Raw genomic sequence first — 26,144 nt, forward strand, 5'->3', positions numbered from 1 at the left:
CCGGCACGGTTTACGGGCCGACGTCCCGGCGCCGGAAGCCGGCGACGCCGGCGAGGAACAGGGCCGCCGCCAGAATCAGCAGAACGGCGAGGGGGGCGGCCGCGAAGCTTTCGGCAGGCAGCGCCGGCGTGTAGTGGAAGGGGGAGAGAATCCCGAACCAGTCCGGGAGGACCTCCCCGAACATTCCGGCGACGAGAACGTAGCCCACGAACGCCCAAAGAGCCGGCAGCGCGCGAGGGATCAGCCCGTAGACGGCCGCGCACGATCCGACGATCACGAGCACTGCCGGCACCGTGTTCAGGGCCGCGCCGGTCAACCGGCCGAGCGCGCCCGCATCGGACAGCGTGAACGCCGCGGTGATCCCCATGCCGACCCCGGCCATCACTGCGATCGCGACGGCCGCGGCCGCGATGACGACCAGCTGGCCACCGAGCCACCGCGCCCGCGACACGGGGGTGGCCAGTGCCTCCTCGGCGCGACCGGACGATTCCTCCGAGCGGATCGACACGACGGCACCGACGGCGTACATCGCGGCCATCACCACCAGGAACACCAGATACAGGGCGAACGCGCCGTCGGCGGCCGCCGCGGCGCCACCCGGCAGCAGCTGTGCGAGATCGGGATCCTGTCCGATGAAATCGCTGATCTGCCTGCCGAGGGAACCGATGGGCAGCGACAGAGCGAACACGCCGACACCCCAGGCGAGGATCTGGCCGCGCTGCTGGCGCGCCGCGAGCGCAGTGACTCCGGTGAGGCGGGGGGACGCCTCGGCGCGCCCGCCCCGCGGCGGGAGGAGTCCCGCCCCGACGTCCCGGCGACCGATGGCGCCATACGCGCAGATGACGGTCAGCGCCGCCGCGACGACGCCGATCAGCAACGGCCACCATCGTTCGTCGACGTACGCGCGGGTGGCCTGCGACCAGCCGATCGGCGACACCCACGTCAGCAGGCTCCCGCTGTGTCCCTGCTGCACGTCGCCCACCGCCCGAAGCAGGTACGCGACGACGACCGCGCAGATTCCGGCACCGCTTGCCGCGCGGGCGTGTTCGGTGAGCTGCGACGCCAGCGCCGACAGCGCAGTGAACACCAGACCCACGACCAGCACACCCGCCGACATGTTCAGCGAACCCACCGGAGGCAGACCCACGGCGAGCAACCCGACGACCAGCAGCAGCGTGACGAACACATTGGCGAGGGCCGCCGAGATCAGTCCCGCCGTGATTCCCGCGTACCGCCCGACGACGCCGGCGCGCACCAGTTCCGCGCGCCCGGTCTCCTCCTCCGTCCGCAGATGCCGCGTCACCAGCAGCACCGACATGATCGCCACGGCCACCATCGTCATGCCGGCGATCTCGTTGGCGACCATCGCACCCAGCGTGTAGTCGTCCAGGCCGTAGCCCGGCCCGGCAAGGGCGGTGGCGGCCGGGGACGAGATGAGTTCGGCACGGGCCTGCCGGGATTCGGCGGTCGGGTAGATGGTGGAGTAACTCGACGCGAGCAGGACGGTGAGACCGGCCACCGCGACCGTCCACACCGGAATCCGGACCCGGTCGGTGCGCACCGCCAGTTCGGCGAGCACACCCGTCCCGCTCAGCTGACTCACTGCGACCGTCCGATCCCGAGCGCCTCGACCTCGTCGCGGTACTCGCGGAGGAACAGGTCCTCCAACGTCGGCGGGTTGGCGGTGATCGAGACGATGCCCAGCCCCGTCAACGTGGTCATGACCGGGTCGATCTGATCGGAATCGACGTCGAACGTCACCGTGTTCGCGTCCTCACCCTTCTGCAGGTTGTGCACACCGGGGACGTTCCCGATCGGATTGGGCTTGATCCGGGTGGTCGCCGTCACCGTCGTCCGGGTGAGATGCCGCAGCTCGGACAATGTTCCCGCCTGCACCGTCCTCCCCGCCCGGATGATGGTCACGGCGTGGCACAGCGCATCCACCTCGGCGAGGATGTGGCTGGACAGCAGCACCGTGCGTCCGCCGCGCGCGAATTCGGTGATGCACTCCTGAAACACCGCCTCCATCAACGGGTCCAGGCCCGACGTCGGCTCGTCGAGGATGAGGAGTTCGGTGTCGGCGGCGAGCGCGGCCACGAGGGCGACCTTCTGCCGGTTGCCCTTCGAATAGGTGCGGCCCTTCCGGGTGGGGTCGAGTTCGAACCGCTCGATCAGCGACGCGCGCCGCGCCGGATCGAGTCCGCCGCGCAGTCGCCCGAGAAGGTCGATCGCCTCGCCGCCGGACAGGTTGGGCCACAGGTTCACTTCGCCCGGCACATAGGCGAGCCGCCGATGCACGGGTACGGAATCACGCCACGGATCGGAACCGAGAACGGACGCCGAACCCCCGTCGGCGCGCAGCAGACCGAGGAGCACCCGGATGGTCGTGGACTTGCCCGCGCCGTTGGGTCCGAGGAATCCGTGCACCTCGCCCGGCTTCACCTCCAGGTCGAGGCCGTCGAGGGCGAGCACTTCACCGAACTTCTTGGTGAGTCCGCGGACTGAGATCGCAAGGTCCATCGGTCGAGCATAGGTGCGCACCGATCCGCTGTCCGACTCAGTGCGGAGCAGCGTTTCAGGGGCGTGAGTCGCGGATCCGTCCCAGCGCCTTGCGCACGACCTCCGGATCCGACGTCTCCCAGAACGGTGGCAGCGATGCCCGCAGATACCCGGCGTACCGGGCGGTGGCGAGCCGCGGATCGAGGACCGCCACCACACCCTTGTCGTCGACGCTGCGCAGCAGACGTCCCACACCCTGCGCGAGCAGCAGCGCCGCGTGATTGGCTGCGACGGAAAGGAACCCGTTGCCGCCGCGCGACTCGACCGCCTTCTGCCGGGCGACCAGCAACGGGTCGTCGGGGCGGGGGAACGGGATGCGGTCGAGGATCACCAGGCTCAGGGACGGACCCGGCACGTCGACACCCTGCCACAGCGACAACGTGCCGAACAGCGACGTCGGCTCGTCGCCGGCGAACGCCCGGACGAGGGCACCCGTCGAGTCGTCGCCCTGGCAGAGGATCGGGGTGTCGAGCCGGTCGCGCATCGCCTCCGACGCAGCCTTCGCGGCCCGCATCGACGAGAACAATCCCAGCGTCCGCCCGCCCGCCGCCTCGACGAGTTCGGCGATCTCGTCGAGATACGTGGGGGACAGGCCGTCCCGCCCCGGCGGCGGCAGTTGCTTCGCGATGTAGATGATGCCGGCGCGGGCGTGGTCGAACGGCGACCCGACGTCGAGGGCGTTCCACTTGAGCGTGCCCGTGTCGGACGGCGCCTCGGACCCGGTGGCCATCGCCGGATCGATCACGACGGACGACTCCGCGGGAAGTCCCCAGTTGACCGCGAGGCCGTCGAAGGACCCGCCGACGGTCAGCGTGGCGGACGTGAGGACCACGGTCGATTCCGCGAACAGCCGGGAACGTAGCAGCCCGCCGACCGACAGCGGCGCCATCCGCACCACCCGGCGGATCGAACCGCGGTTGTCGTCGGCGGCCAGCCACACCACGTCGTGGCGCTTCGCCGGATCTGGCTCGTCGAACGCGCTGAGAACCCGGACGGCGCTGTCGTGAACCTCCTCGACCGACGCGAGCGCGGTGTTGCGGGCGGCGGCCGCCTCCGGGTCGCTCAACGCCATGCCCGGACGGGACGGGCCGATGGCCGTGCGCAGCGCCCAGGCGGCGTCGCGGACAGCGGCGAGCGCGGGTGCCGCACCGGGCGGCAATGCCTCCCACCGCTCGGGCCGCAACTCCTCGAGCAGCGCCGCCCAGCCCTCGCCCGCCGCCTCGAGACGATCGGCGTCCTGCTCCTCGACGAGCTTCGCGCAGCGCCGCGCCGCGGCGCTGATCGTCGACGCAGCCAACTCCGCGGTGGCGACGTTGGTGACGCGGTCGACCAGTTCGTGTGCCTCGTCGATGACCACGACGTCGTGTTCGGGGAGGATCGCGATTCCGGTGATGGCGTCGATGGCGAGCAGAGCGTGGTTGGTGACCACGACGTCGACCTGCGACGCCTCCGCGCGGGCCCGCTCCGCGAAGCAGTCCTCGCCGACCGGGCAGCGGGACTTGCCGAGGCACTCCCGGGCCGTGACGCTGACCTGGCGCCACGCCTTGTCGCTGACTCCGGGGGCCAGGTCGTCGCGGTCGCCGGTCTCGGTGTCCGAGGACCACTCGGTGAGGCGCTGGACCTCACGGCCGAGCCGGGACACCGCGAACGGGTCGAACAGCTCGTCGGCCGGCGGCTCCTCCGCAGTCCCGGTGTGGATCTTGTTCATGCACAGATAGTTGTTGCGGCCCTTGAGGATCGCGAAATGCGGCCTGCGGCCGAGTGAACCCTGCAGCGCGTCCGCGAGCCGCGGCATGTCGCGGTCGATCAGCTGACGCTGCAGCGCGATGGTGGCCGTAGAGACGATGACCGTCTTGCCGCTCTGCACGGCGTGCCGGACGCTCGGCACGAGGTAGGCGAGCGACTTGCCGGTACCCGTACCGGCCTGGACGGCCAGATGCTCCCCGGTGTCGATCGAATGCGCGACGGCGGAAGCCATGGTCAGCTGGTTGGACCGCTCGGCACCGCCCAGCGACCGCACCGCCGTGCGCAACAGCTCGGGGACGTTGGGGAGGTTTTCAGGCACCCGAGCAGGTTACTCGGGACCTACGTCAGAAATCGTCACGCGGTCCGAGGGGACGTCCGCGTCGCGCCCCACGAGGCGCACCCCGGCGGCCCGCATCGCGGTGATCGCGGCCTCGACGGTCGCGGGCGCCACGCCCGCGGTGAGGGGGAGCAGCACGCGCGTCGGGAAGCCGGCGGCCACGGCGTCGAGTGCCGTCGCGACCACGCAGTGATCGGTGGCGATCCCCACGATGTCGACCTCGGTGACCCCGGCCGCACGCAGCCATTTCTCCAGGGTCTGGCCGTCGGAGTTCGTGCCCTCGAAGCCCGAGTACGCCGCCGAGAACTCACCCTTGGAGAACACCGACTCGATGTCGCTCCGATCGAGGTCCGGGTGGAACTCCGCGCCGTGGGTTCCCGATTTGCAGTGCACCGGCCAGGTGTCGACGTAGTCCGGTTCTTCGGAGAAGTGGTGGCCCGGGTCGATGTGGTGGTCGATGGTGGCCGCGATCGCGTCGTAGACGGCTCCGGCCAGGAAGCGGCTGATCGCCGCCGCGACCGCGGAACCGCCCTCGACGGCGAGGGAGCCGCCCTCGCAGAAGTCGTTCTGGACGTCGACCACGAGCAGCGCCCGCCGGGCGTCGGTGCTCTCGATGTCGCTCATGGTGCCCTCCTGGATTCGGGTTCGGCGAAGCGCACGGGGATCGCGGGCTCGCCGTGGGAGAGCTTCAAACCCTCCCACGGGAGACTGACGAGGCCCGCCGCCAGGAGGGATCTGCTGTCCTCCAGAGTAGTCGCCTCGCAGGCGGTCTCACCGCCCCGCACCAGCGGGACCAGCAGTTCTGTCACCTCGAGGCCTGCCGCGCCGGGCGCGTCGGAGTGGGCCGGGTACACCACCTCCTCCACCAGGGTTCCGGTGTCGCGGGCGAACCGCACCGCCTTCTTGACGCCGCCCCGCGACGCCTTGTTGCTGCTCCGCTTCTCGACGGGGATGCCGTCCACCTCGACGAGTTTGTAGACCATTCCCGCGGTCGGCGCACCCGACCCGACGACGACGGACGTGCCGACCCCGTAGACGTCGACCGGTTCGGCCCGCAACGCGGCTACGGCGTACTCGTCGAGGTCGCCGGACACCACGATCTTCGTGCCGGTCGCCCCGAGGCCGTCGAGTTGCCCGCGCACCTGCCGGGCGAGAACACCCAGATCGCCGGAGTCGATCCGGACACCCCCGAGACCGGGGCCCGCGACCTCGACGGCCGTCTCGACGCCCGCGGTGATGTCGTACGTGTCGACGAGGAGCGTGGTTCCGACTCCGAGTGCCGCGACCTGCGCGCGGAACGCCGCCGCCTCGTCCGGCCCGTCCGGGGTGGTGTGCAACAGGGTGAACGCGTGCGCACTGGTGCCCGCACCGGGAACGCCGTGCCTGCGGACCGCCTCCAGGTTCGACGTGGCCGTGAAACCCGCCAGGTACGCGGCGCGCGAGGCCGCGACCGCCGATTCCTCGTGGGTGCGCCGCGAACCCATCTCGATCATCGGGCGTCCGTCGGCGGCGCTGACCATCCGTGCGGCGGCGGACGCGATCGCGCTGTCGTGGTTGAGGATCGACAGGATCAGCGTCTCGAGCAGCACGCATTCGGCGAACGTTCCGCGGACGGACAGGATCGGGGAACCGGGAAAGTAGAAGTCGCCCTCGCGGTAGCCGTCGATGTCGCCGCCGAACCGATAGTCACGCAGCCATTCGACGGTTGCGTCGTCGAGGAAGCGGGAGACGATCTCGAGTTCCGGATCGCCGAAGCGGAAGTTCGACAGCGCCGCGACCAGGCGGGCGGTGCCGGCGACGATTCCGTAGCGGCGACCGTCCGGAAGGCGGCGGGCGAACACCTCGAAGCTGCAGTGACGGTGGGCGGAACCGTCGGCGAGGGCCGCCGACAGCATCGTCAACTCGTACTGGTCGGTGAACAAGGCGGTGCTGTCTCTGGACACCCGGCCACTGTAAGCCGCGGTGTCGCCGGGCGGTGGAGCGTCGTACCCTTGTGTCATGGCTCATTGCTCGACGACAGCTCCATTCGTGGATGCCATGCCGGCATCGCCGCAGGTCACCCCTGCAGAGTCGGAGGTCGTCGAGGTCGATGAAGCCAATGATCGTCCCTGGGTCACCGTGGTGTGGGACGATCCGGTGAATTTGATGCATTACGTCACCTACATTTTCCAGAAGCTCTTCGGGTACAGCAAAGCGAAGGCGACGGAACTGATGATGCAGGTGCATTCCGAGGGGAAGGCCGTGGTGTCGAGCGGCTCCCGCGACAAGGTCGAAAACGATGTACGCAAGCTGCACGCGGCGGGCCTGTGGGCCACGATGCAGCGGGACAGCAGCTAACTTTCCGTTCGGACAGTAAGGAACTCGGTACACGACGTGCGGATGTGGAGCAGGAAGAACTCGCTCGGGGGCATGAAGCTGCGCTCGGAGATGGACGCGCACGAGGCGACGGTGCTGCGATCGCTGGTCGCCTCCGTCCTCGGCCTCCTCGAGGAGCGGGCGGCGTCGGCCCCGGCCGACGAACTCGCCGCGCTCACCGGGATGCGGACGGGCAACACGACGGCACCCGACGAGGAGGTCCTCGCCCGGCTGCTGCCCGACTTCCACCGCCCCGACGTGGACGCGCCGGACGACGACGAGATCCGCGCCGAATCGAAGGCGGACGTCAACGGTGCGCTGCGCGGACTCCACGAACCGGAGATCATCGACGCCAAGCTGGCCGCGGGCTCGGTCATCCTGCACACCGTCCCGGAGAACGGCGGCAAGGTTCTGCTCACGCCGGAGCAGGCCGACGCCTGGCTCAGCGGTCTCAACGACGTCCGGCTGGCGCTGGGGACCAACCTCGGCATCGACGCCGACACGCCCGACGAACTCGATCCGGGTGATCCCCGTGCACCGCACCTCGACATCTACCACTGGCTGACCTGGATGCAGGACTCGCTCGTTCAGGCACTGGCGCCGTGACGGGCACGACGCCGGGCCGCACCGATTCGCTCGTCGATGTGGTCGGCCTGAGCGTCGGGCACCACCACCAACTCGATCCGGACGCCGCACTCGGCAGCGGTGCCGCCACCGGGTGCACGGTCGTCCTCGCCCCGCACGGCGCGACCGGAGCGGTCGACGTCCGCGGCGGCGGGCCGGGCACCCGGGAAACCGACCTTCTCGACCCCAGCCACAGCGTCCGGAACGTGCACGCGATCGTCCTCACCGGCGGCAGCGCGTACGGACTCGCCGCCGCGGACGGCGTCATGCGTTGGCTGGAGGAGCGCGGGCACGGAATCGCCATGGGGGAGCCCGATCAGGTGGTCCCGATCGTCCCCGCCGCCGTCATCTTCGATCTGCCGGTCGGCGACTGGCGCACCCGTCCCACCGCCGAATTCGGGTACCGGGCAGCGGATTCTGCGTCGCACACCGTGCTCTCCGGTTCGGTGGGTGCCGGGGTCGGGGCGCGTGCGGGCGCGATCAAGGGCGGGGTCGGAACGGCGAGCGTCGTCATCACGGACGGTCCGGCGAAGGGCATCACCGTGTCCGCGCTGATGGTGGCCAATCCCGTCGGTACCGTGTTCGATCCGGCGACGGGGCTGCCGTGGGGTGTCGCCACCGTGGGCGCAGCCGCGTTCGGGCTCCGGGCGCCGGTCGCGGCCGAGGTGTCGGCGGCACGCGAACTGATGGCCAAGGCCACCGTTCTCAACACGACCATCGGGGTCGTCGCGACCGACGCCGCCCTGGGTAAGGCGGCGCTGCGCCGCGTCGCCGTGGCCGGACACGACGGGCTCGCCCGCGCGATCCGGCCCGCGCATTCGCCGCTCGACGGCGACACGATCTTCGCGCTCGCCACCGGCATCCACCCGGTGCACCACCCGGCCGGGGTGCCCGACGCGTTCCCGCCCGATCTGCCCGTCGTCGACGCCGTCTGCACGGCTGCCGCCGAAGTGGTCGAGAAGGCCGTCGTCGATGCCGTCCTCAGCGCCACCCCCGTCGCGGGAATTCCCACGTACCGCGAACTGTTCCCCTCGGCACTGCGTTCCTGACGCGGTCCCGGCCGATCGGTGGCCGAGTCGCCGGTCCGCACCTAGGATGGCGCTCACGGAGGTGGTTGACGTGCTGGTGATTCGATCGGACTTCGTCGAGGCGATGGTCGCGCACGCGCGCGCCGACCACCCGGACGAAGCGTGCGGGGTCATCGCCGGGCCGGAGGGCTCCGACCGCCCCGAACGGCACATCCCGATGATCAACGCCGAACGGTCGCCGACGTTCTACCGATTCGACTCCGGTGAGCAACTGAAGGTGTGGCGGGCGATGGACGACGCCGACGAGGTGCCCGTCGTGATCTACCACTCGCACACCGCCACCGAGGCGTACCCCAGCCGGACCGACATCTCCTTCGCATCCGAACCGGACGCCCACTACGTGCTGATCTCCACCCGCGACCCCGACGCCCACGAACTGCGCAGCTACCGCATCGTCGACGGCGTCGTCACCGAGGAACCCGTCGACGTGGTGCAGAGCTACAAGTTCGCCCACACATCGGTCGCGGACGTCCCCGACAAGTGACGACTCCGTCCCTCGCGACGGTCCCGCGGCAGAAAGACACCCACATCCCGAGGAGCCGACCATGGCTGTCACAGTTTCGATCCCCACCATCCTGCGTTCCCACACCGGCGGCGAAAAGCGGGTGGAGGCAACAGGTCCCACACTTTCCGCCGTCATCGACGACCTCGACGGCAACTACGGTGGCATCAAGGACCGCCTGATCGACGGCGGCCGACTGCACCGGTTCGTCAACGTGTACGTCAACGACGAGGACGTCCGATTCTCGGGCGGACTCGACACCGAGGTGGCCGACGGGGATTCCGTGACCATCCTGCCCGCCGTCGCCGGAGGCTGAGCGCGGCCGTGGCGCGGTTCGATTCGCTCATCGACACCCTCGGCAACACGCCCCTCGTCGGGCTGCCGCGCCTGTCACCGAGCTGGAACGGCACCTCACCGGTCCGCCTGTGGGCGAAACTCGAGGACCGCAATCCGACCGGTTCGGTGAAGGACCGGCCGGCCCTCCGCATGATCGAACAGGCCGAGAACGACGGCACCCTGACACCCGGCGCCACGATCCTCGAACCGACCAGCGGAAACACTGGAATCTCCCTGGCTATGGCCGCGAAACTCAAGGGCTACCACCTCATCTGCGTGATGCCCGAGAACACGTCCGTCGAACGCAGGCAACTGCTCACGATGTTCGGCGCCGAGATCATCGACTCACCGGCGCGCGGCGGCTCGAATCAGGCTGTGGCCGTGGCCAAGGAACTGTCCGCGGAACATCCCGACTGGGTGATGCTGTACCAGTACGGCAATCCCGCGAACGCGCTCGCGCACTACGAGACGACGGGGCCGGAGATCCTACGGGACCTGCCCGAGATCACCCACTTCGTGGCCGGCCTCGGCACCACCGGAACCCTGATGGGCGTCGGTCGCTATCTCCGCGAACACGTCGACGGCATCGAGATCGTCGCGGCGGAACCCCGCTACGGGGAACTCGTGTACGGCCTCCGCAACATCGACGAGGGCTTCGTTCCCGAACTGTACGACGAATCCGTCCTCACCTCGCGGTTCTCCGTCGGTCCCGCCGACGCAGTCCGCCGCACCCGGCAACTGATCGACAACGAAGGCATCTTCGCCGGCATCTCCACCGGCGCGATCCTCCACGCCGCGCTGGGGGTCGCGCGCAAAGCGGTCAAGGCCGAGCGCGCCGCCGACATCGCGTTCATCGTCGCCGACGGCGGATGGAAATATCTGTCGACCGGCGCATACGGCGGTACGGTCGAAGAAGCGGAAGAAGCACTGGAAGGGCAGTTGTGGGCATGACGACAAGGGTGTGCGGATCATGACTTCGCCGTTCGACTCCTCGCGATTCGGCTCGCCGGCGCCGAGGGGTGGCGCGTCGCCGGCGCCCGCGCGCAAGTCGAAGCCGCTGTGGTTGCAGTCCGCGATCGTCGTCGGCGCGTTCACGATGTTGCTGTACGTCATCGAGATCGCCGACGTGGCGTCCGACGAGCGACTCGAAGACAACGGCGTACAGCCGCGCACGATCGACGGACTGTGGGGAATTCTGTTCGCCCCGGTCCTCCACGACGACTGGGCGCATCTGTTCGCGAACACCGTCCCACTGCTGGTCCTCGGGTTCCTCGTGCTGCTGTCGGGCATCGCCCGCGGCCTCGCCGCCACCGGGATCGTCTGGGTGGTCGGAGGTCTGGGCACCTGGTTGACCGGCGGATCCTATTCCAACCACATCGGCGCCTCCGTCCTGATCTTCGGCTGGCTGGCCTACCTGCTGGTCCGGGGAGTCTTCGCCCGCAACCTCGGCCAGATCCTCGTCGGCGTGGTGGTGTTCGTCGTGTACGGCAGTCTGCTGTGGGGTGTGCTGCCGAGCGCGCCCGGTGTGTCCTGGCAGGGGCATCTGTTCGGCGCCGTCGGCGGTGTCCTCGCCGCGTGGCTGCTCTCCGCCGACGCCAGGAAGCAGCGGGCCCGGAAAGCGGTAGGGCCGCAATCGTTCGGATGAGGCCCGCCGCGGCGAACAGGTGGTCTACCGGCGTGTACGCCGCTTCCGGCGGCTGAGCGTATGCCCCGGACCTGCCCGAGATCACCCATTTCGTGGCGGGGCTCGGCACCACCGGAACCCTGATGGGGACGGGCCGGTTCCTCCGCGAACACGTCGACGGTGTCGAGATCGTGGCCGCGGAACCGCGCTTCGGGGAGATGGTCTGCGGTCTCCGCAACATCGAAGAGGGATTCGTCCCGGAGTTGTACGACGAGTCGGTGCTCACCCGCCGATTCCGGGTGCGTCACGCCGAGGCGATCCAGCGCACCCGCGAGCTGATCGACGTCGAGGGAATCTTCGCAGGCACGTCCACCGGCGCCAATCTCCATGCCGCACTCGACGTGGCGTGGTCCGCCGTCGAGTCGGGGCAGCGCGCCGACATCGCCTTCGTGGTCGCCGACGGCGGATGGAAATACCTCTCGACCGGAACCTACGACCCACAGGTCCCGGTCCTCGAAGAGGCGTGGGAACGGTAACGGGGCCGGATCCACGGTAGATCAGCATGGTCAGGTCACATTTCCCCATCGGTTGTGAGGTCGACGCGCCAATTCCGTCGGAAGCTTTTTCCGAAACGGGTCGTCGTGGCAGCATGGCGGGTATGCGCATTACCGTCCTGGGATGTTCAGGGAGCGTCTCCGGACCAGACTCACCTGCATCGGGTTATCTGTTGACCGCGCCGGACACACCGCCGCTCGTACTCGACTTCGGACCCGGTGTCCTCGGTGCGCTCCAGCGGTTCGCCGATCCCGGCGAGGTGTCCGTCCTCCTCAGTCATCTGCACGCGGACCACTGCCTGGACCTCCCCGGACTCCTCGTCTGGCGTCGCTATCATCCGAACCCGCCGAAGGGACGCGCCCTCGTCTACGGCCCGTCCGACACCGCCCGCCGGATCGGCGTCGCGTCCGCCGAGTGCGGCGGCGACATCGACGACATCTCCGACACGATCGATCTGCACCACTGGGCCGACGGCGAACCGGTCACGGTCGGCGATCTCACCATCACGGCCCGGCGGGTCAACCACCCGCCCGAGGCCTACGGGTTCCGCCTGACCAACGGCGCCGGACGGACCCTCGTCTACACCGGCGACACCGGCATGTGCGAAGAAGTGATCGAACTTGCCCGCGACGCCGACGTGCTGCTCGCCGAGGCGTCGTGGACACACGGCCCGGATCGGCCCGAAGGAATCCACCTCTCGGGCACCGAGGCCGGCCAGGTCGCGCACCGCGCGGGTGTCGCCGAACTGCTGCTCACCCACATCCCGCCGTGGACGTCCCGCGAAGACGTCATCGCCGAGGCCAAGGCCGAATTCTCCGGTCCCGTGCACGCAGTGTCCGCGGGCGGCGTCTACACCGTCTGACGCCGTGTCCGCGCCCCACCCGGGGACGACTAGGCTCTCCGCTGTGACCACACGAGAAGACGGCAGGGCGGACGACGAACTCCGCGAGGTCAAGATCACCCGAGGCTTCACCACTCATCCCGCGGGATCGGTGCTGGTGGAATTCGGAAACACCCGGGTGATGTGCACCGCCAGCGTCGAGGATGGCGTTCCCCGCTGGCGTCAGGGCTCCGGGCTCGGCTGGCTGACCGCCGAATACGCCATGCTGCCCGCCGCCACCCACACCCGCAGCGGCCGAGAGTCCGTCAAGGGCAAGGTCGGGGGACGCACCCAGGAGATCAGCCGTCTCGTCGGACGCTCCCTCCGCGCCTGCATCGATCTCGCGGCCATCGGTGAGAACACCATCGCCCTCGACTGCGACGTCCTGCAGGCCGACGGCGGAACCCGCACCGCCGCCATCACCGGCGCCTACGTGGCTCTCGTCGACGCGGTGACCTATCTCCGTGCCGCAGGCCGCCTCGCCGACCCTCAGCCCATCTCCTGCGGCATCGCCGCGGTCAGCGTGGGCGTCGTCGACGGCCGTGTGCGCCTCGACCTGCCATACGAGGAGGATTCGCGCGCCGAGGTCGACATGAACGTGGTCGCCACCGACACCGGCACCCTCGTCGAAATCCAGGGCACCGGCGAAGGCGCGACCTTCCCGCGGAGCACGCTCGACAAACTGCTGGACTCCGCACTCGCAGGCTGCGAGCAGCTGTTCGAGATCCAGAAGGCGGCACTCGAACTGCCCTATCCCGGTGAGCTTCCCGAGCCGAAGGTCCCGGAGACGTCGAAGAAGAAGTTCGGGAGCTAGGGCGTTGCCGGAAACCACACGGGTGCTGGTGGCCAGCCGCAACGCGAAGAAACTCCGGGAACTGCATCGCGTGCTCGCGGCGGCCGGTGTCGACGGGATCGAACTGGTCGGGCTCGACGCCGTGCCCGAATACCCCGAGGCCCCCGAAACCGGTGCGACGTTCGAGGAGAACGCCCTCGCGAAAGCGCGCGACGGTGCCGCCGCCACCGGATTGCCCTGCGTCGCAGACGATTCCGGAATCGAAGTGGATGCACTGAACGGTATGCCCGGAATCCTGTCCGCCCGGTGGTCGGGCACGCACGGGAACGATCCCGCGAACACCGCGCTGGTCCTGGCGCAGCTCGCGGACGTGCCCGAAGACCGCAGGGGAGCGGCGTTCGTCTCGGCGTGCGCGCTCGTCGTACCCGGCGGCGACGAAACGGTGGTCCGGGGCGAATGGCGGGGCAGCGTCGCCGGTGAGCCGGTCGGCGACGGTGGATTCGGCTACGACCCGGTGTTCGTGCCCGAAGGGGACACTCGATCGGCCGCCCAGCTCTCACCCGAGGAGAAGGACGCCTCCTCGCACCGAGGGCGGGCGCTCGTCCAACTCGTCCCCGCCCTGGCGGCGCTCACCGGACGCTGACACTCGCTACCCTGCAGGGGCACACATTCCGCTGCAGGGCAGGAGGGTCGTATGTTGCCGATGATGGTGCCGCAGACACCGCTCGGCTGGCTGACCTACGTGATCGCGATGATCACCGGTCAGCCGGTCGTCATGTGACGGAGCTCAGCGGCTCGATCAGAGATCGAAGTCGCGGCGGACCTGCTTGGTCCGCTGATGCTCCACGTAGAACGACAGGAACGGGATGGTGCCCGCGAGGAGCGTTCCGACCGTCCGGCCCGCGGGCCAGCGCACCTTGACCGCCAGGTCGAGCGTCACCAGCAGGTAGACGAAGTACACCCAGCCGTGGACCACGGCGATCCAGGTGGGCAGGTTGTCGACCTTGAAGATGTACTTGGCCACCATCTCTGCGGTGAGGACCAGCAGCCACACACCGGTGGCGTAGGCGAGGACGCGGTAGCGCAGGAGCGCGGGGGCGATCTTCTTCTGCTTCGCGGTATCTGCGACCGAACCGGCAGTCGTCTCGTCTTGGCCCGTGCTCACGTGGTGCTCCTATCGGTCTCGCGAGCGGACAGCTCGGCGAGGTACTGGTTGTACTGCGAAATCTGCCGGCTCTCGAGGTCGTCCGGGTCGTCGTCCTCGGCCGCCGCGGGGCGCGGGGGCAGGACGTCCGCAGGGATTTCCCTCAGTTCGGCGGGCGCGGCCGGGACCTCGGTGGTGTCTGCCGGCTCGGCGTCCTCGAGCTGCACGAAGCGCCGATAGGCGTAGACGAGGAACGCCGCGAACAGCGGCCACTGGAATGCGTACCCGAGATTCTGGCCCGTTCCGCCCACCGCTTCGAAACGTGTCCACTGCCACCAGCCGAGTGCGAGGCACCCGACAGCCCCGACGACCACCAACAGGATCAGCGCGGGGCGGCGTTGCTTACGGTTACCGGACACGTAACGACGGTACCTGAATCGCCGAATGCGCTGCTAGGAGAGGTTGCCGCTATGGCGGCGGTCACAGGCGTCACCCTGCGCGTTGCGGCGCTCGGGTTGCACGGCTACCGAATCGGCAAGAGCCGAAAAGTGCGCGAGGGGGGACTCGAACCCCCACGTCCTTTCGGACACCAGGACCTAAACCTGACGCGGCTGCCAAATTACGCCACTCGCGCGCGAAGCACAGACTACGCCATAGGTGCGACACTCCGGCGCACGCACGTCAGCCGGTGCTTTCGCCATCGTTCCCTCTCTTCCGTCCCACCCATGTTGCGGTCTGACTGTGGCAGTTGGGGCACAGAAATCGAACTTCCTCCAAGCGGGAATCGGACGGGTCTCCCTGCACGTGGTCCACGTGCAGGATCAATGGGAGTCCGCACCAGTCGTCACCGAGTCCGCACAGGACGCATGTGTATTCGACCCCAGCCTCGATCACGGCGCGGCGCAGTAGGTGAGGTGCAACGCGCCTGCTGTCGGCCGGGCGCCGGATCAAGACCTCCTGCCACGTCATTCGGTTTCGGGCGGGCTTGCCCTTGGTGTGCGCTTGTCCCGTGAAGTGCGAGGTGTCGATTGCGAGTGCTCTGATCCGACGCCGCAGGTGAGCGTGCGTCCCACCCGCGGGTTTCAGTCCGAGGTAGCGCACGACGCCGGCATAGCTCGTCGATTCCGCGACCGCCTGTCGAGGGCTTCACGCGTGTACTTCATTTCGCACCTGCGGCCCGTCGCTGCCGGCGCTGGTATCGCCAAACGGCATGGGTGAAGGTGGCGGGCGTGATCTCGAGCCGCGCTGCCGTGGCGGCGATGAGGTCGTCCGCCTGTGTTGCGGTTGCGGGTGATTCGAGGTCGAGTGCCTCGCCGAGAAAGTCGCACACCACTGCGCGAGATGCGGGTGTGGGCACGCCGAGTTGCATGGCGAAGCATTCCCAGGTGGCCGCTCCGAACCCGGGCACGGCGACGACGGCGCTCCGCTGCGCGTCGTCGTCGCGGAGATCCGCGGAGGTGGTGCAGCCCAGTTCGGCGAGCGCGCGTGCCGCCGATGCGACGGCCTCGGCCTTGGTGGTGTAGTTCCCCGGCACCCGCTGCCGGTTGTTCAGGACCGCCAGGAGGCCCTCGGGTTCGTCGGCGTGCGCAGCGAGTGCGGTGAGGTCGTCGAGGGGCGCGGCGCGGTGATCGCGCCAGCGGGTGATGACGGCGCGGACCCCGGAGGTGGGCGTGCCGTACGTCGCGCGGGCGGAGAAGGCGGCGTCGAGGAGGGCGGCTTCGATCTCCTGCGGCCAGCCCTCCGTCCAGTGCGGCCACGACTCTCGCGGCAGTTCGGCGGTGACGTGATCGAGTAGGGCGCGGACGTGGGCTGTGCTCATTTCTTCCCCCCGGAGAATGGCTGTCGGCTGTTCCTGGAATCGAACATTAGTGCGAGGGTCCGACAGGTCCGCTTTCGTCGCGCTCCGGACCCGGTTTCGAGGGCGCATACGTGCATGAACCTGGGACTTCGTCAAGGTGGTAACGAATTGATAACGATTAATGTGAGGCTTTCCTCAGGTTCTTGGACGTCCTTGCACCGCCTACGTCCAGCGGGGACGCGATCTACCCGCCGGTCACTTCGCGGTAGGTCTGTGAGGGACATCACGCGATATTTCTCCGATGCACGGCTGTGACACCGCTGCGGCTCGTGAACGTGAGGAAATCCTCATGATTCTGTGTCAACCTTGAGCAGCCCGGAAGAGCTGATCAGAGCCGATACAGCTGGCACACGATGCCGAGGGCGGCAGACACTATCCCCACCTCCCCCCAGAGGGGACCAGGAGAGGACATACGCGTGACGATTGACGACACGACACCCGCAGGAAACGGAAGCAACTCGAAGGGTTCGCGGCGCATCGGCGTAGACCGGGACGACACTCGGTCGTCGAGCAAGGGCACCCTGGTGGATCGTCTGCTCGGAGGTGAGCCGTACGCGCTCGCCTTCGGCGGTCAGGGCGCACCCTGGCTGAGCTCGCTCGAGGAACTGAGCCGCGACAACGGACTCGAGCCGGCACTCACCACCCTCGTCAACGACGCGGCCGACTTCCTCGCCCCCGTGGCGCAGGAGCTGCTCGTCGTGCGCCCGGTCGGATTCGACCCCATCGCATGGATCCTCGAGCAGGAACTCGCCGACGAAGAGGACGACGCCCAGGCGTCCGGACCTTCCGCGGCAGCGCTCACCTCGGCGGCGGTGTCCCTCCCCGGCGTCTTCCTCACCCAGATCGCAGCGCTGCGTGCGCTGGCAGCTCAGGGCCTCGATCCCGCGGTTACGGCTCCCGTGTCGGTGATCGGCCACTCCCAGGGACTCCTCGCCGCTGAGGCCGTCGCCTCCTCCGGTCAGAAGGACGGCGAACTCCTCGCCCTCGCTCAGCTCATCGGTGCTGCCGCCGGTCTCGTCGGCCGTCGTCGTGGAGTCATCTCCGCCGCCGACGCCACCCCGATGCTGGCCGTCTCCAACGTCGATCCGGAACGGCTCCGTCAGATCGTCGAGGAGCTCGCCGAGGGCCTCGAGCCCGAGCGTGCAGCGGTTCTCGGCATCCGCAACGCCCGTCGCCGCGTCGTCCTGTCCGGCCCGCCCGCCCAGCTGGCGCGCGTCCAGCAGCGGTGCGAGCAGATCGAGGCCGACGAGGCCCGTGAGCGCGACGCCAAGAAGCGCGGCGGCTCCATCTTCGCGCCCGTCTTCGAGCCCCTCGCGGTCGAGATCGGCTTCCACCACCCCGCACTCGCGGAGACGATCGACATCGTCGGCCAGTGGGCCGTGCGCTGCGGTCTCGACGAGGAGAAGGCCCGTGCCCTCACGAGCGCCTGCCTCGTCGATCCCGTCGACTGGGTCGAGGCCGTCGACGGCACCATCGAAGCCGGTGCCGGATGGATCCTGGACCTCGGACCCGGTGACCTCCTCACCCGCATGACGTCGGCCAGTGTTCGCGGCCAGGGCGTCGGGATCGTCGCCGCCGCGACCCGTGGCGGTCACCGCAACCTGCTGACCCCGGGCGCAACCCCCGAGGTTCCCGCCGCATGGACCGAGTTCCTCCCGAAGCCGGTGTCGCTGCCGGGCGGACGCATCGGCGTCGAGACCGCCTTCACGAAGCTGACCGGTCGTTCGCCGATCCTGCTCGCGGGCATGACCCCGACCACGGTCGACCCGAAGATCGTCGCCGCTGCCGCCAACGCAGGCCACTGGGCCGAGCTCGCCGGCGGTGGCCAGGTCACCGAGCAGATCTTCGCCGACAACGTCGAGAAGCTCACCGGGCTGCTCGAGCCGGGCCGCGCCGTGCAGTTCAACTCGATGTTCCTCGACCCCTACCTGTGGAAGCTCCACGTCGGTGGCAAGCGCCTCGTCCCGAAGGCCCGCGCAGCCGGTGCACCGTTCGACGGTGTCGTCGTCACCGCAGGCATCCCCGAGCTCGAGGACGCCGTCTCGATCATCGACGACCTCGTCGAGGGTGGATTCAGCTACGTCGCATTCAAGCCGGGCACGGTCGCGCAGATCCGCTCCGTCATCCGCATCGCCAACGAGGTTCCCTCGTTCCCCGTCATCGCCCACATCGAGGGCGGCCGCGCCGGTGGCCACCACTCGTGGGAGGACCTGGACGACCTGCTCCTCGACACCTACGCCGAGCTGCGTACCCGGCCGAACCTGGTCCTGTGCGTCGGTGGCGGCATCGGCACGCCCGAGCAGGCTGCGGACTACCTGACCGGACGCTGGTCCGTCGCGCACGGCTTCCCGGCGATGCCGCTGGACGGCATCCTGGTCGGCACCGCCGCCATGGCCACCCTCGAGGCGACCACGTCTCCCGAGGTCAAGCAGCTCCTCGTCGACACCCCCGGTACCCCGGACTGGGTCGGTGCGGGCACCGCCGAGGGCGGCATGGCCTCCGGCCGTAGCCAGCTCGGCGCCGACATCCACGAGATCGACAACGCCGCGTCCCGCACCGGGCGCCTGCTCGACGAGGTCGCCGGCGACGCCGACGCCGTCGCCGAGCGTCGCGACGAGATCATCGAGGCCCTGAACGTCACGGCGAAGCCGTTCTTCGGCGACGTCGCGACGATGACGTACGAGCAGTGGCTGCGCCGCTACCTCGAGCTGGCCGTCGGCATCGACGCGGCGAAGGCATTCGACTGCGGCACCGACCTCCAGGACGCCATCATCGAGGCCACCGAGAGCCCGTGGATCGACATCACCTGGCGTGCGCGCTTCGGTGAGATGCTGCAGCGCACCGAGTCGCGTCTGCACCCGGTCGACCGCGGACCCATCCCCACCCTGTTCGCCGACGATGCGATCCTCGAGCGTCCCGAGGCGGCAATCTGCGCCCTGCAGGCTCAGTACCCCGACTACGCGACCACGGTTCTGCACCCCGCGGATGTGTCGTTCTTCGTCTCGCTGTGCAAGACCCCCGGCAAGCCGGTCAACTTCGTGCCCGTCGTGGACGGTGACGTCCGCCGCTGGTGGCGTTCCGACTCGCTGTGGCAGGCGCACGATCCCCGCTACACGGCGGACCAGGTCTGCGTCATCCCCGGCACCGTCGCCGTTGCAGGCATCACGCGCGCCGATGAGCCCGTCGGCGAGCTGCTGGACCGCTTCGAGAAGGCCACCTACGACGAGCTGGTCACCGCCGGTGCCGAGCCGCAGTCGCTGCTTGCACGTCGTCACGCGGACATCGCCCGCGGCCTCCTCGACACCGTTCTCTCGGCTCCCGACATCCAGTGGGCCTCGCGCCTGACGCTGAACCCGGTTCGCCGGCTCGGTGACCTCGACAAGTGGTCGGTCGAGTCCGACACCCGCGCGGTCCACGAGACCACCGGTGCCGAGCTGTCCGTGATCGAGGACCGTCAGGTGCTCCTCACCGTCCCGCTGGTCGCAGGCAAGTCGGTCGAGATCACCATCACCGTTCCCGCGTCCGTCGCCGACGGTGGCGCCCCCGTGGTCACCGAGGCCGACGCCGAGAAGTCCATGACGGCTCTCCTCGCGGTCGCGGCCGGCCAGGAACTGCCCGCCGTCAAGAACGGTGTCGCACGGCTCAACCTGGCGTGGACGCCCGACCTGATCGCGGACCACGCCGGTGTCACCGGTTCGGGTCTGCCCACGACGCTGAGCGTGAGCGGTAAGGCCGTTCCGGACGTCGTCGTCGGCGCCTGCTGGCCGGCCGTGTTCGCCGTCCTCGGTGCCGCCAAGACCGAAGACTCGCTCTCCGTCATCGAGGGCATGCTCGACCTGGTCCACCTGGACCACGGCGTCGACTTCGTCGGCGAACTGCCGTCGGAAACCAGCATTCTCGTCGTCAAGGCCGAGGTCGCCTCGGTTCTCGACACCGACCTGGGCCGCGTCGTCGAGGTCAAGGTCGAGGTCGGCGCCATGCTCGGCGAGGGCCTGGACGCGCCTGCCGTCGTCACCCTGTCGGAGCGCTTCGCGATCCGCGGCCGCACCGGCAAGGGCGAACTGTCCGACCCGGCCCGCGCCGGTGGCTCGCTCAGTGACGCTGCTGTCGACACCCCGCGTCGTCGTCGCCGCGACACCAAGATCGTCGCTCCCCGCAACATGGGCTCCTTCGCCCAGGTGTCGGGTGACCACAACCCGATCCACACCTCCGACAACGCGGCACTGCTCGCCGGCCTCGGCAGCCCGATCGTGCACGGCATGTGGCTCTCCGCCGCCGCCCAGCAGGTCGTCACCGCCGTGGACCCCGCCGAGACCAAGACGCCGCCGCGTCGCCTGACCGCGTGGACCGCGCGCTTCCTCGGCATGGTCCGCCCCGGCGCCGAGATCGACGTCCGCGTCGACCGCATCGCCACGGACCGTGGTGCGGAGATCGTCGAGGTCGGCTGCCGCATCGACGGTGACCTCGTGATGGTCGCCACGGGTCGCACCGCCGCCCCGAAGACCGTCTACGCGTTCCCCGGACAGGGCATCCAGCGTCCGGGCATGGGCCTCGACGCCCGCGCCCGCTCCAAGGCCGCCCGCGAGATCTGGGACCGCGCCGACAAGCACACCCGCAAGGCCCTCGGCTTCTCGATCCTCGCCGTGGTCCGCGACAACCCGACGGTCGTCAAGGCGCGTGGCATCGAGCACAAGCACCCGGACGGTGTCCTGCACCTGACCCAGTTCACCCAGGTCGCGATGGCGACTCTCGGTGTGGCTCAGGTCGCCGAGCTCCGTGAGTCCGGCGCATTCGTCGAGGGTGCCCTGCTCGCAGGCCACTCGGTCGGTGAGTACAACGCTCTCGCCGCCGTCGCCGGTGTGCTGCCTCTGGAAGCCGTTCTCGAGGTGGTCTTCCAGCGTGGCTCCGCGATGCACGCACTCGTTCCCCGCGACGAGGCCGGCCGCTCCGACTACCGGATGGCCGCCATCCGCCCGTCGCAGATCGGTCTGGCCGACGACGACGTCGAGGCGTTCGTCGCCGGTGTCGCCGAGGAGACCGGTGAGTTCATGCAGATCGTGAACCTGAACCTGCGTGGCTCGCAGTACGCCATCGCGGGCACGGTCGCCGGGCTCAACGCGCTGGAGACGCAGATCGACATCCGCCGCGAAGCCTTCGGTGGCAAGCGCGCGTACATCATGGTCCCGGGCATCGACGTCCCGTTCCACTCGACGGTGCTGCGTGGCGGCGTCGACGACTTCCGTGGACGTCTCGAGGAACTGCTGCCGCAGGACATCGACCCGGCCATCCTGATCGGGCGCTACATCCCGAACCTGGTCCCGAAGCCGTTCTCCCTGGAGAAGGAGTTCGTGCAGGAGATCGCCGACCTGGTGCCGTCGAAGCCCCTCGACAAGGTGCTGAAGGACTTCGCCTCCTGGGCGAAGAAGCCGGTTGAGCTCACCCGCGTGGTCCTCACCGAGCTCCTGGCCTGGCAGTTCGCCAGCCCGGTGCGCTGGATCGAGACGCAGGACCTGCTGTTCGCCGACGAGTCCGAGGGTGGACTGGGTGTCGAGCGGTTCGTCGAGATCGGTCTGGGCTCCGTCCCGACCGTCGCGAACCTCGCGTCGCAGACCCTCAAGCTGCCGGGCCGCTTCGGCTACCCGGTCGAGGTCCTCAACATCGAGCGTGAAGCAGCGATCGTGTACTCCACCGACGTCGATCCGGCGCCGGTCGAGGACGACGAGCCGGCAGCACCCGCAGCTGCTGCTCCCGCCGCATCGGCTGCACCCGCCGCGGCTCCGGCCCCGGCAGCAGCACCGTCCGGTGGACCGCGTCCCGACGACATCGCGTTCAAGGCCGCCGACGCCACCAAGGTTCTGATCAGCCTGTGGACGAAGCTCCGCCCCGACCAGGTCGGCCCTGTCGACACGATCGAGGCGCTGTGCGACGGCGTGTCCTCGCGGCGTAACCAGCTGCTCGTCGACCTCGGCTCCGAGCTCTCGCTCGGCGCGATCGACGGTGCCGCAGACGCCGACATGGGCTCGCTCGCCGGCACGGTCGACTCCCTGGCCCGCACGTACAAGCCGTTCGGCCCGGTGCTGTCCGACTCGATCAACGACCACCTCCGCAAGGTCTTCGGCCCCTCGGGTCGTCGTCCCGCGGCCATCGCGGACCGTGTGAAGAAGGTCTGGGAACTCGGCGACGGCTGGGCGTACCACGTCACCGCCGAGGTGGCGCTCGGAACCCGCGACGGTTCCAGCATCCGTGGTGGTGACCTCGGCGGCCTGGCCGGCGGCGGTCTCGCCGACGGCGCCGCAGTGGACGCCGTCATCGACAGCGCAGTGGCCGCAGTCGCCTCGCGCCGCGGAATCAGCGTCTCCCTCCCGTCCTCGGGCGGCGGAGCCGGTGGCACCGTCGACGCAGCGGCGCTGGGTGAGTTCACCGAGCACATCACGGGCCGCGACGGCGTGCTGGCCTCGGCTGCCCGCCTCGTGCTCGAGCAGCTCGGCTTCGCCGGCGACACGGCGGCTGCAGCGCAGCCGACCGACACCGAACTCGTCGACCTCGTGTCGGCGGAACTCGGTTCCGACTGGCCGCGACTCGTCGCTCCCGCGTTCGACGCCAAGCGGGCGGTGCTCCTCGACGACCGCTGGGCCAGCGCACGTGAGGACCTGGCTCGTCTGTGGATCGACGCGGCAGGCTCCGAGTCCCTCGAGATCGAAGGCTTCGCCGGTGCAGGCAAGTCCGTTGCGGCACAGGCCGCATGGTGGCAGGCCCGCGCAACCGACGAGGGTCGCACGGCTCTGGCCGAGAAGTACGGACGCATCGCGGAGGCGGCAGTCGTCGTCACCGACGAGACCCCGGAATGGGCAGACCAGGTCGCCGTCGTCACCGGCGCCAGCAAGGGCTCCATCGCGGCCTCGGTCGCAGGGAAGCTCCTCGCCGGCGGCGCGACGGTCTTCGTGACCACCTCGCGTCTCGACGACAAGCGTCTCGGCTTCTACCGCGACCTGTACCGCCGCACTGCCCGCGCCGGTGCCGCCCTGTGGGTGGTTCCCGCGAACATGGCGTCCTACACGGACATCGACGCACTCATCGAGTGGATCGGTGAAGCCCAGTACGAGACGGCCGGTGGATCGAAGAAGCTGGTCAAGGAAGCGGTCACCCCGACGCTGCTGTTCCCGTTCGCCGCGCCCCGCGTGGCAGGCGACCTCGCCGACGCCGGCGCCCGCGCCGAAATGGAGATGCGTGTACTCCTGTGGTCGGTGGAGCGCCTCATCGGCGGACTGTCGAAGATCGGTTACGACCGTGACGTCGACACCCACCTGCACGTCGTGCTGCCCGGTTCCCCGAACCGCGGTCTGTTCGGTGGCGACGGCGCGTACGGCGAGGCCAAGGCCGCGCTGGACGCAGTGGTCGGCCGCTGGAAGGCCGAGCGCAACTGGGCCGAGCGCGTCACCCTGGTGCACGCACTCATCGGCTGGGTCCGCGGAACCGGCCTGATGGGCGGCAACGACCCGCTGGTCGAGGCCGTCGAAGGCGCCGGAGTCCGTACCTGGTCCACCCAGGAAATGGCCACCGAACTGCTGCAGTGGTGCGAGCCCGAGGCCCGTCGCCTCGCCTCCACCGAGCCGCTCGCGGCCGATCTGACCGGTGGGCTCGCCCAGGCGAACCTGGATCTGCCCGCTCTGGCGAAGCAGGCTCAGGACGCTGCGGCTGCCGCCGCCGAGGCCGACGAGATTGCGGACGCTCTCGACACCATCGCGGCCCTGCCCGCCCCGCCGCGGGTCTCCGCGTCAGTGGCTCCGGCCTGGTCCGGCGTCACTGCGGCTCCGGAGGACCTCGTCGTCATCGTCGGCGCCGGTGAGCTCGGACCGTTCGGCTCCTCGCGTACCCGCTTCGAGATGGAGGTCGACGAAGAGCTTTCGGCGGCAGGCGTTCTCGAACTCGCCTGGAACACCGGACTCGTCGTGTGGGAGACCACACCGTCCGCAGGCTGGTACGACGCCGAGACCGGGGAACTGGTTCCGGAGGCCGAGATCGCAGACCGGTACCACGACACGGTCGTCGAAAACTGCGGCATCCGTCGCTACGTCGACGACGGCGCCATGATCGAGAACACCGCACCGCTGCTCACGTCGGTCTTCCTCGACAAGGACCTGAGCTTCGTGGTCAGCACCGAAGCGGAGGCACTCGCCTTCGTCGAGGCCGACCCGGAGAACACGGTCGCCGCCCCGGTTCCGGACAGCGGTGACTGGCAGGTCACCCGCCGTGCGGGCACCGAGATCCGCGTCCCCCGCAAGATGAAGCTCACGCGCAGCGTGGGTGGCCAGATCCCGACCGGCTTCGACGTCACCAAGTGGGGTATCCCCGCCGACATGGCCGACTCCGTCGACCGGGTGGGCCTGTGGAACATCGTCGCCACGGTGGACGCGTTCCTCACCGGTGGGTTCACGCCCAGCGAACTGCTGCGGTGGGTGCACCCCTCGCTGGTCGCCAACACCCAGGGCACCGGCATGGGCGGCATGACCTCCATGAGGTCGCTGTACATCGACACGCTGCTCGGCGAGAACCGGCCGAACGACATCCTGCAGGAAGCCCTGCCGAATGTGATTGCGGCGCACGTGGTCCAGTCCTACGTCGGCGGTTACGGCGCCATGGTCCACCCGGTTGCGGCGTGCGCCACGGCCGCGGTGTCCGTCGAGGAGGGCGTCGACAAGATCAAGCTCGGCAAGGCACAGCTCGTGGTCGCCGGCGGGTTCGACGACCTCAGCGCGGAGGGCATCATCGGATTCGGTGACATGTCCGCCACGGCCAAGACCGACGACATGCGGGCCAAGGGGATCGACGACCGTCGATTCTCGCGGGCCAACGACCGTCGTCGCGGCGGGTTCGTCGAGTCGCAGGGTGGTGGCACCATCCTGCTGGCCCGCGGTGACCTGGCACTCGAGATGGGCCTGCCCGTCCTCGGTGTGGTCGCCTACGCCGGATCGTTCGCGGACGGTGTCCACACGTCGATCCCGGCTCCCGGAATCGGTGCGCTCGGCGCGGGTCGTGGGGGAGCGGATTCGCAGCTCGCCCAGTCCCTCGGCAAGCTCGGTGTCAGTGCCGACGACATCTCGGTGATCTCCAAGCACGACACGTCCACCGCGGCCAACGATCCCAACGAGGCGGAGCTGCACGAGCGCCTCGCCGGGGCACTCGGCCGCAGCGAAGGTGCACCGCTGTTCGTGGTCTCGCAGAAGAGCCTCACCGGACACGCCAAGGGTGGTGCCGCAGCATTCCAGCTGATCGGTCTCTGCCAGGTGCTGGACCAGGGCATCGTGCCGCCGAACCGCAGCCTCGACTGCGTCGACGAGAAGATGGCCGAGTTCGAACACCTCGTGTGGGCCCGGGAGGCGCTCCGCTTCGGCGAGCAGTTCCCGCTGAAGGCCGGTCTGCTGACCAGCCTCGGCTTCGGGCACGTGTCGGGCATGGTCGCGGTCGTCCACTCGCAGGCGTTCGTCGAGGCCGTCCCGGCCGACCGGCGTGAGGCGTACCTCGAGCAGGCACGCAAGCGCACCGTCGAGGGTCAGCGTCGTCTGGCGAAGGCCATGGTCGGCGGCGGCAGCCTGTACGAGCGTCCGGCGGATCGTCGCTTCGGCGGCGACAGTGTCCCGGCCGCCGCGTCCCGTCAGCTCGAGGCGGACGTCCTGCTCACCGAGGCCGCGCGCCTCGGAGCGGACGACGTGTACAGCTCGGGTCTGCCCGGCTGCAAGTAGGAA

The 26,144-nt window shown here is 69.4% G+C and carries 19 protein-coding genes, 1 tRNA gene and 2 pseudogenes; 12 read left to right on the top strand and 10 right to left on the bottom strand.

Features of this window, described 5'->3' with window-relative positions:
- Positions 1-10: 10 nt before the first annotated feature.
- From CJ179_RS38120 to CJ179_RS38140, 5 genes are read right to left on the bottom strand one after another with little or no spacing between them, the layout of a single operon-like run.
- Positions 11-1,603, bottom strand: a complete 1,593-nt coding sequence (locus CJ179_RS38120) for an ABC transporter permease (protein WP_257016011.1) — start codon at positions 1,601-1,603, stop codon at positions 11-13.
- Positions 1,600-2,520, bottom strand: coding sequence for an ABC transporter ATP-binding protein (locus CJ179_RS38125; RefSeq protein WP_072946992.1), 921 nt, complete (start codon positions 2,518-2,520; stop codon positions 1,600-1,602). The genes CJ179_RS38120 and CJ179_RS38125 overlap by 4 nt, the downstream gene beginning before the upstream one ends.
- Before the next feature lie 55 nt (positions 2,521-2,575).
- Complete coding sequence (locus CJ179_RS38130) at positions 2,576-4,624, bottom strand: ATP-dependent DNA helicase (protein WP_072946995.1); 2,049 nt, start codon at positions 4,622-4,624, stop codon at positions 2,576-2,578.
- A 9-nt stretch (positions 4,625-4,633) separates the two neighbouring features.
- The gene (locus tag CJ179_RS38135; protein ID WP_095864951.1) at positions 4,634-5,266 is read right to left on the bottom strand and encodes a nicotinamidase; all 633 of its coding nucleotides are present in this window, start codon (positions 5,264-5,266) and stop codon (positions 4,634-4,636) included.
- On the bottom strand, positions 5,263-6,642 hold the full coding sequence (locus CJ179_RS38140; protein WP_072946999.1) for a nicotinate phosphoribosyltransferase: 1,380 nt from the start codon (positions 6,640-6,642) through the stop codon (positions 5,263-5,265). The genes CJ179_RS38135 and CJ179_RS38140 overlap by 4 nt, the downstream gene beginning before the upstream one ends.
- On the opposite strand from CJ179_RS38140, the gene clpS reads away from it, so the two are divergent.
- From clpS to rdgB, 11 genes and pseudogenes are all read left to right on the top strand, one after another.
- Complete coding sequence (gene clpS / locus CJ179_RS38145; RefSeq protein WP_072947001.1) at positions 6,641-6,979, top strand: ATP-dependent Clp protease adapter ClpS; 339 nt, start codon at positions 6,641-6,643, stop codon at positions 6,977-6,979. The two genes, CJ179_RS38140 and clpS, sit on opposite strands and share 2 nt — an antisense overlap.
- Before the next feature lie 36 nt (positions 6,980-7,015).
- Complete coding sequence (locus CJ179_RS38150; RefSeq protein WP_072947003.1) at positions 7,016-7,603, top strand: DUF2017 domain-containing protein; 588 nt, start codon at positions 7,016-7,018, stop codon at positions 7,601-7,603.
- Positions 7,600-8,670, top strand: coding sequence for a P1 family peptidase (locus tag CJ179_RS38155; RefSeq protein ID WP_095864952.1), 1,071 nt, complete (start codon positions 7,600-7,602; stop codon positions 8,668-8,670). Before CJ179_RS38150 ends, CJ179_RS38155 begins: the two co-directional genes overlap by 4 nt.
- A 46-nt stretch (positions 8,671-8,716) precedes the next feature.
- Positions 8,717-9,193: a Mov34/MPN/PAD-1 family protein gene (locus CJ179_RS38160; RefSeq protein WP_095864953.1), complete on the top strand. Its 477-nt coding sequence runs from the start codon at positions 8,717-8,719 to the stop codon at positions 9,191-9,193.
- Positions 9,194-9,254: 61 nt separating this feature from the next.
- A complete protein-coding gene (locus CJ179_RS38165; RefSeq protein WP_072947006.1) occupies positions 9,255-9,527 on the top strand; it encodes a MoaD/ThiS family protein in 273 nt (90 codons plus the stop codon).
- Positions 9,528-9,535: 8 nt separating this feature from the next.
- The gene (locus CJ179_RS38170; protein WP_072947008.1) at positions 9,536-10,498 is read left to right on the top strand and encodes a PLP-dependent cysteine synthase family protein; all 963 of its coding nucleotides are present in this window, start codon (positions 9,536-9,538) and stop codon (positions 10,496-10,498) included.
- Between the two features lie 19 nt (positions 10,499-10,517).
- Entirely contained in the window at positions 10,518-11,192 is a 675-nt protein-coding gene (locus CJ179_RS38175) for a rhomboid family intramembrane serine protease (protein ID WP_095865304.1), read from the top strand.
- Between the two features lie 68 nt (positions 11,193-11,260).
- A pseudogene (locus CJ179_RS38180) lies at positions 11,261-11,707 on the top strand (pyridoxal-phosphate dependent enzyme); the annotation flags it as partial.
- Positions 11,708-11,829: 122 nt separating this feature from the next.
- The gene (locus tag CJ179_RS38185; RefSeq protein WP_072947015.1) at positions 11,830-12,588 is read left to right on the top strand and encodes a cyclic nucleotide-degrading phosphodiesterase; all 759 of its coding nucleotides are present in this window, start codon (positions 11,830-11,832) and stop codon (positions 12,586-12,588) included.
- 43 nt (positions 12,589-12,631) lie between these two features.
- On the top strand, positions 12,632-13,420 hold the full coding sequence (gene rph / locus CJ179_RS38190) for a ribonuclease PH (RefSeq protein WP_072947017.1): 789 nt from the start codon (positions 12,632-12,634) through the stop codon (positions 13,418-13,420).
- Positions 13,421-13,424: 4 nt separating this feature from the next.
- Positions 13,425-14,042, top strand: coding sequence for an RdgB/HAM1 family non-canonical purine NTP pyrophosphatase (gene rdgB / locus CJ179_RS38195; protein ID WP_072947020.1), 618 nt, complete (start codon positions 13,425-13,427; stop codon positions 14,040-14,042).
- A 156-nt stretch (positions 14,043-14,198) separates the two neighbouring features.
- On the opposite strand, the gene CJ179_RS38200 is transcribed toward rdgB, so the two are convergent.
- The 5 genes and pseudogenes from CJ179_RS38200 to CJ179_RS38220 form a co-directional block, all read right to left on the bottom strand.
- On the bottom strand, positions 14,199-14,564 hold the full coding sequence (locus CJ179_RS38200) for a DUF3817 domain-containing protein (RefSeq protein ID WP_095864954.1): 366 nt from the start codon (positions 14,562-14,564) through the stop codon (positions 14,199-14,201).
- Positions 14,561-14,962: a transcriptional regulator gene (locus CJ179_RS38205; protein ID WP_072947024.1), complete on the bottom strand. Its 402-nt coding sequence runs from the start codon at positions 14,960-14,962 to the stop codon at positions 14,561-14,563. Before CJ179_RS38205 ends, CJ179_RS38200 begins: the two co-directional genes overlap by 4 nt.
- A 130-nt stretch (positions 14,963-15,092) precedes the next feature.
- Positions 15,093-15,177 (bottom strand) — tRNA-Leu (locus tag CJ179_RS38210).
- A gap of 47 nt (positions 15,178-15,224) precedes the next feature.
- Positions 15,225-15,706, bottom strand: a pseudogene (locus CJ179_RS53410) (HNH endonuclease).
- On the bottom strand, positions 15,703-16,362 hold the full coding sequence (locus CJ179_RS38220; protein WP_072947026.1) for a hypothetical protein: 660 nt from the start codon (positions 16,360-16,362) through the stop codon (positions 15,703-15,705). The pseudogene CJ179_RS53410 and the gene CJ179_RS38220 overlap by 4 nt, the downstream one beginning before the upstream one ends.
- Before the next feature lie 455 nt (positions 16,363-16,817).
- Here CJ179_RS38220 and CJ179_RS38225 point away from each other — a divergent pair, with 455 nt between their 5' ends.
- Entirely contained in the window at positions 16,818-26,141 is a 9,324-nt protein-coding gene (locus tag CJ179_RS38225; protein WP_095864955.1) for a type I polyketide synthase, read from the top strand.
- Positions 26,142-26,144: the final 3 nt, after the last annotated feature.

The sequence above is a fragment of the Rhodococcus sp. ACS1 genome (assembly GCF_002300155.1).
Taxonomy (GTDB): domain Bacteria; phylum Actinomycetota; class Actinomycetes; order Mycobacteriales; family Mycobacteriaceae; genus Rhodococcus_F; species Rhodococcus_F koreensis.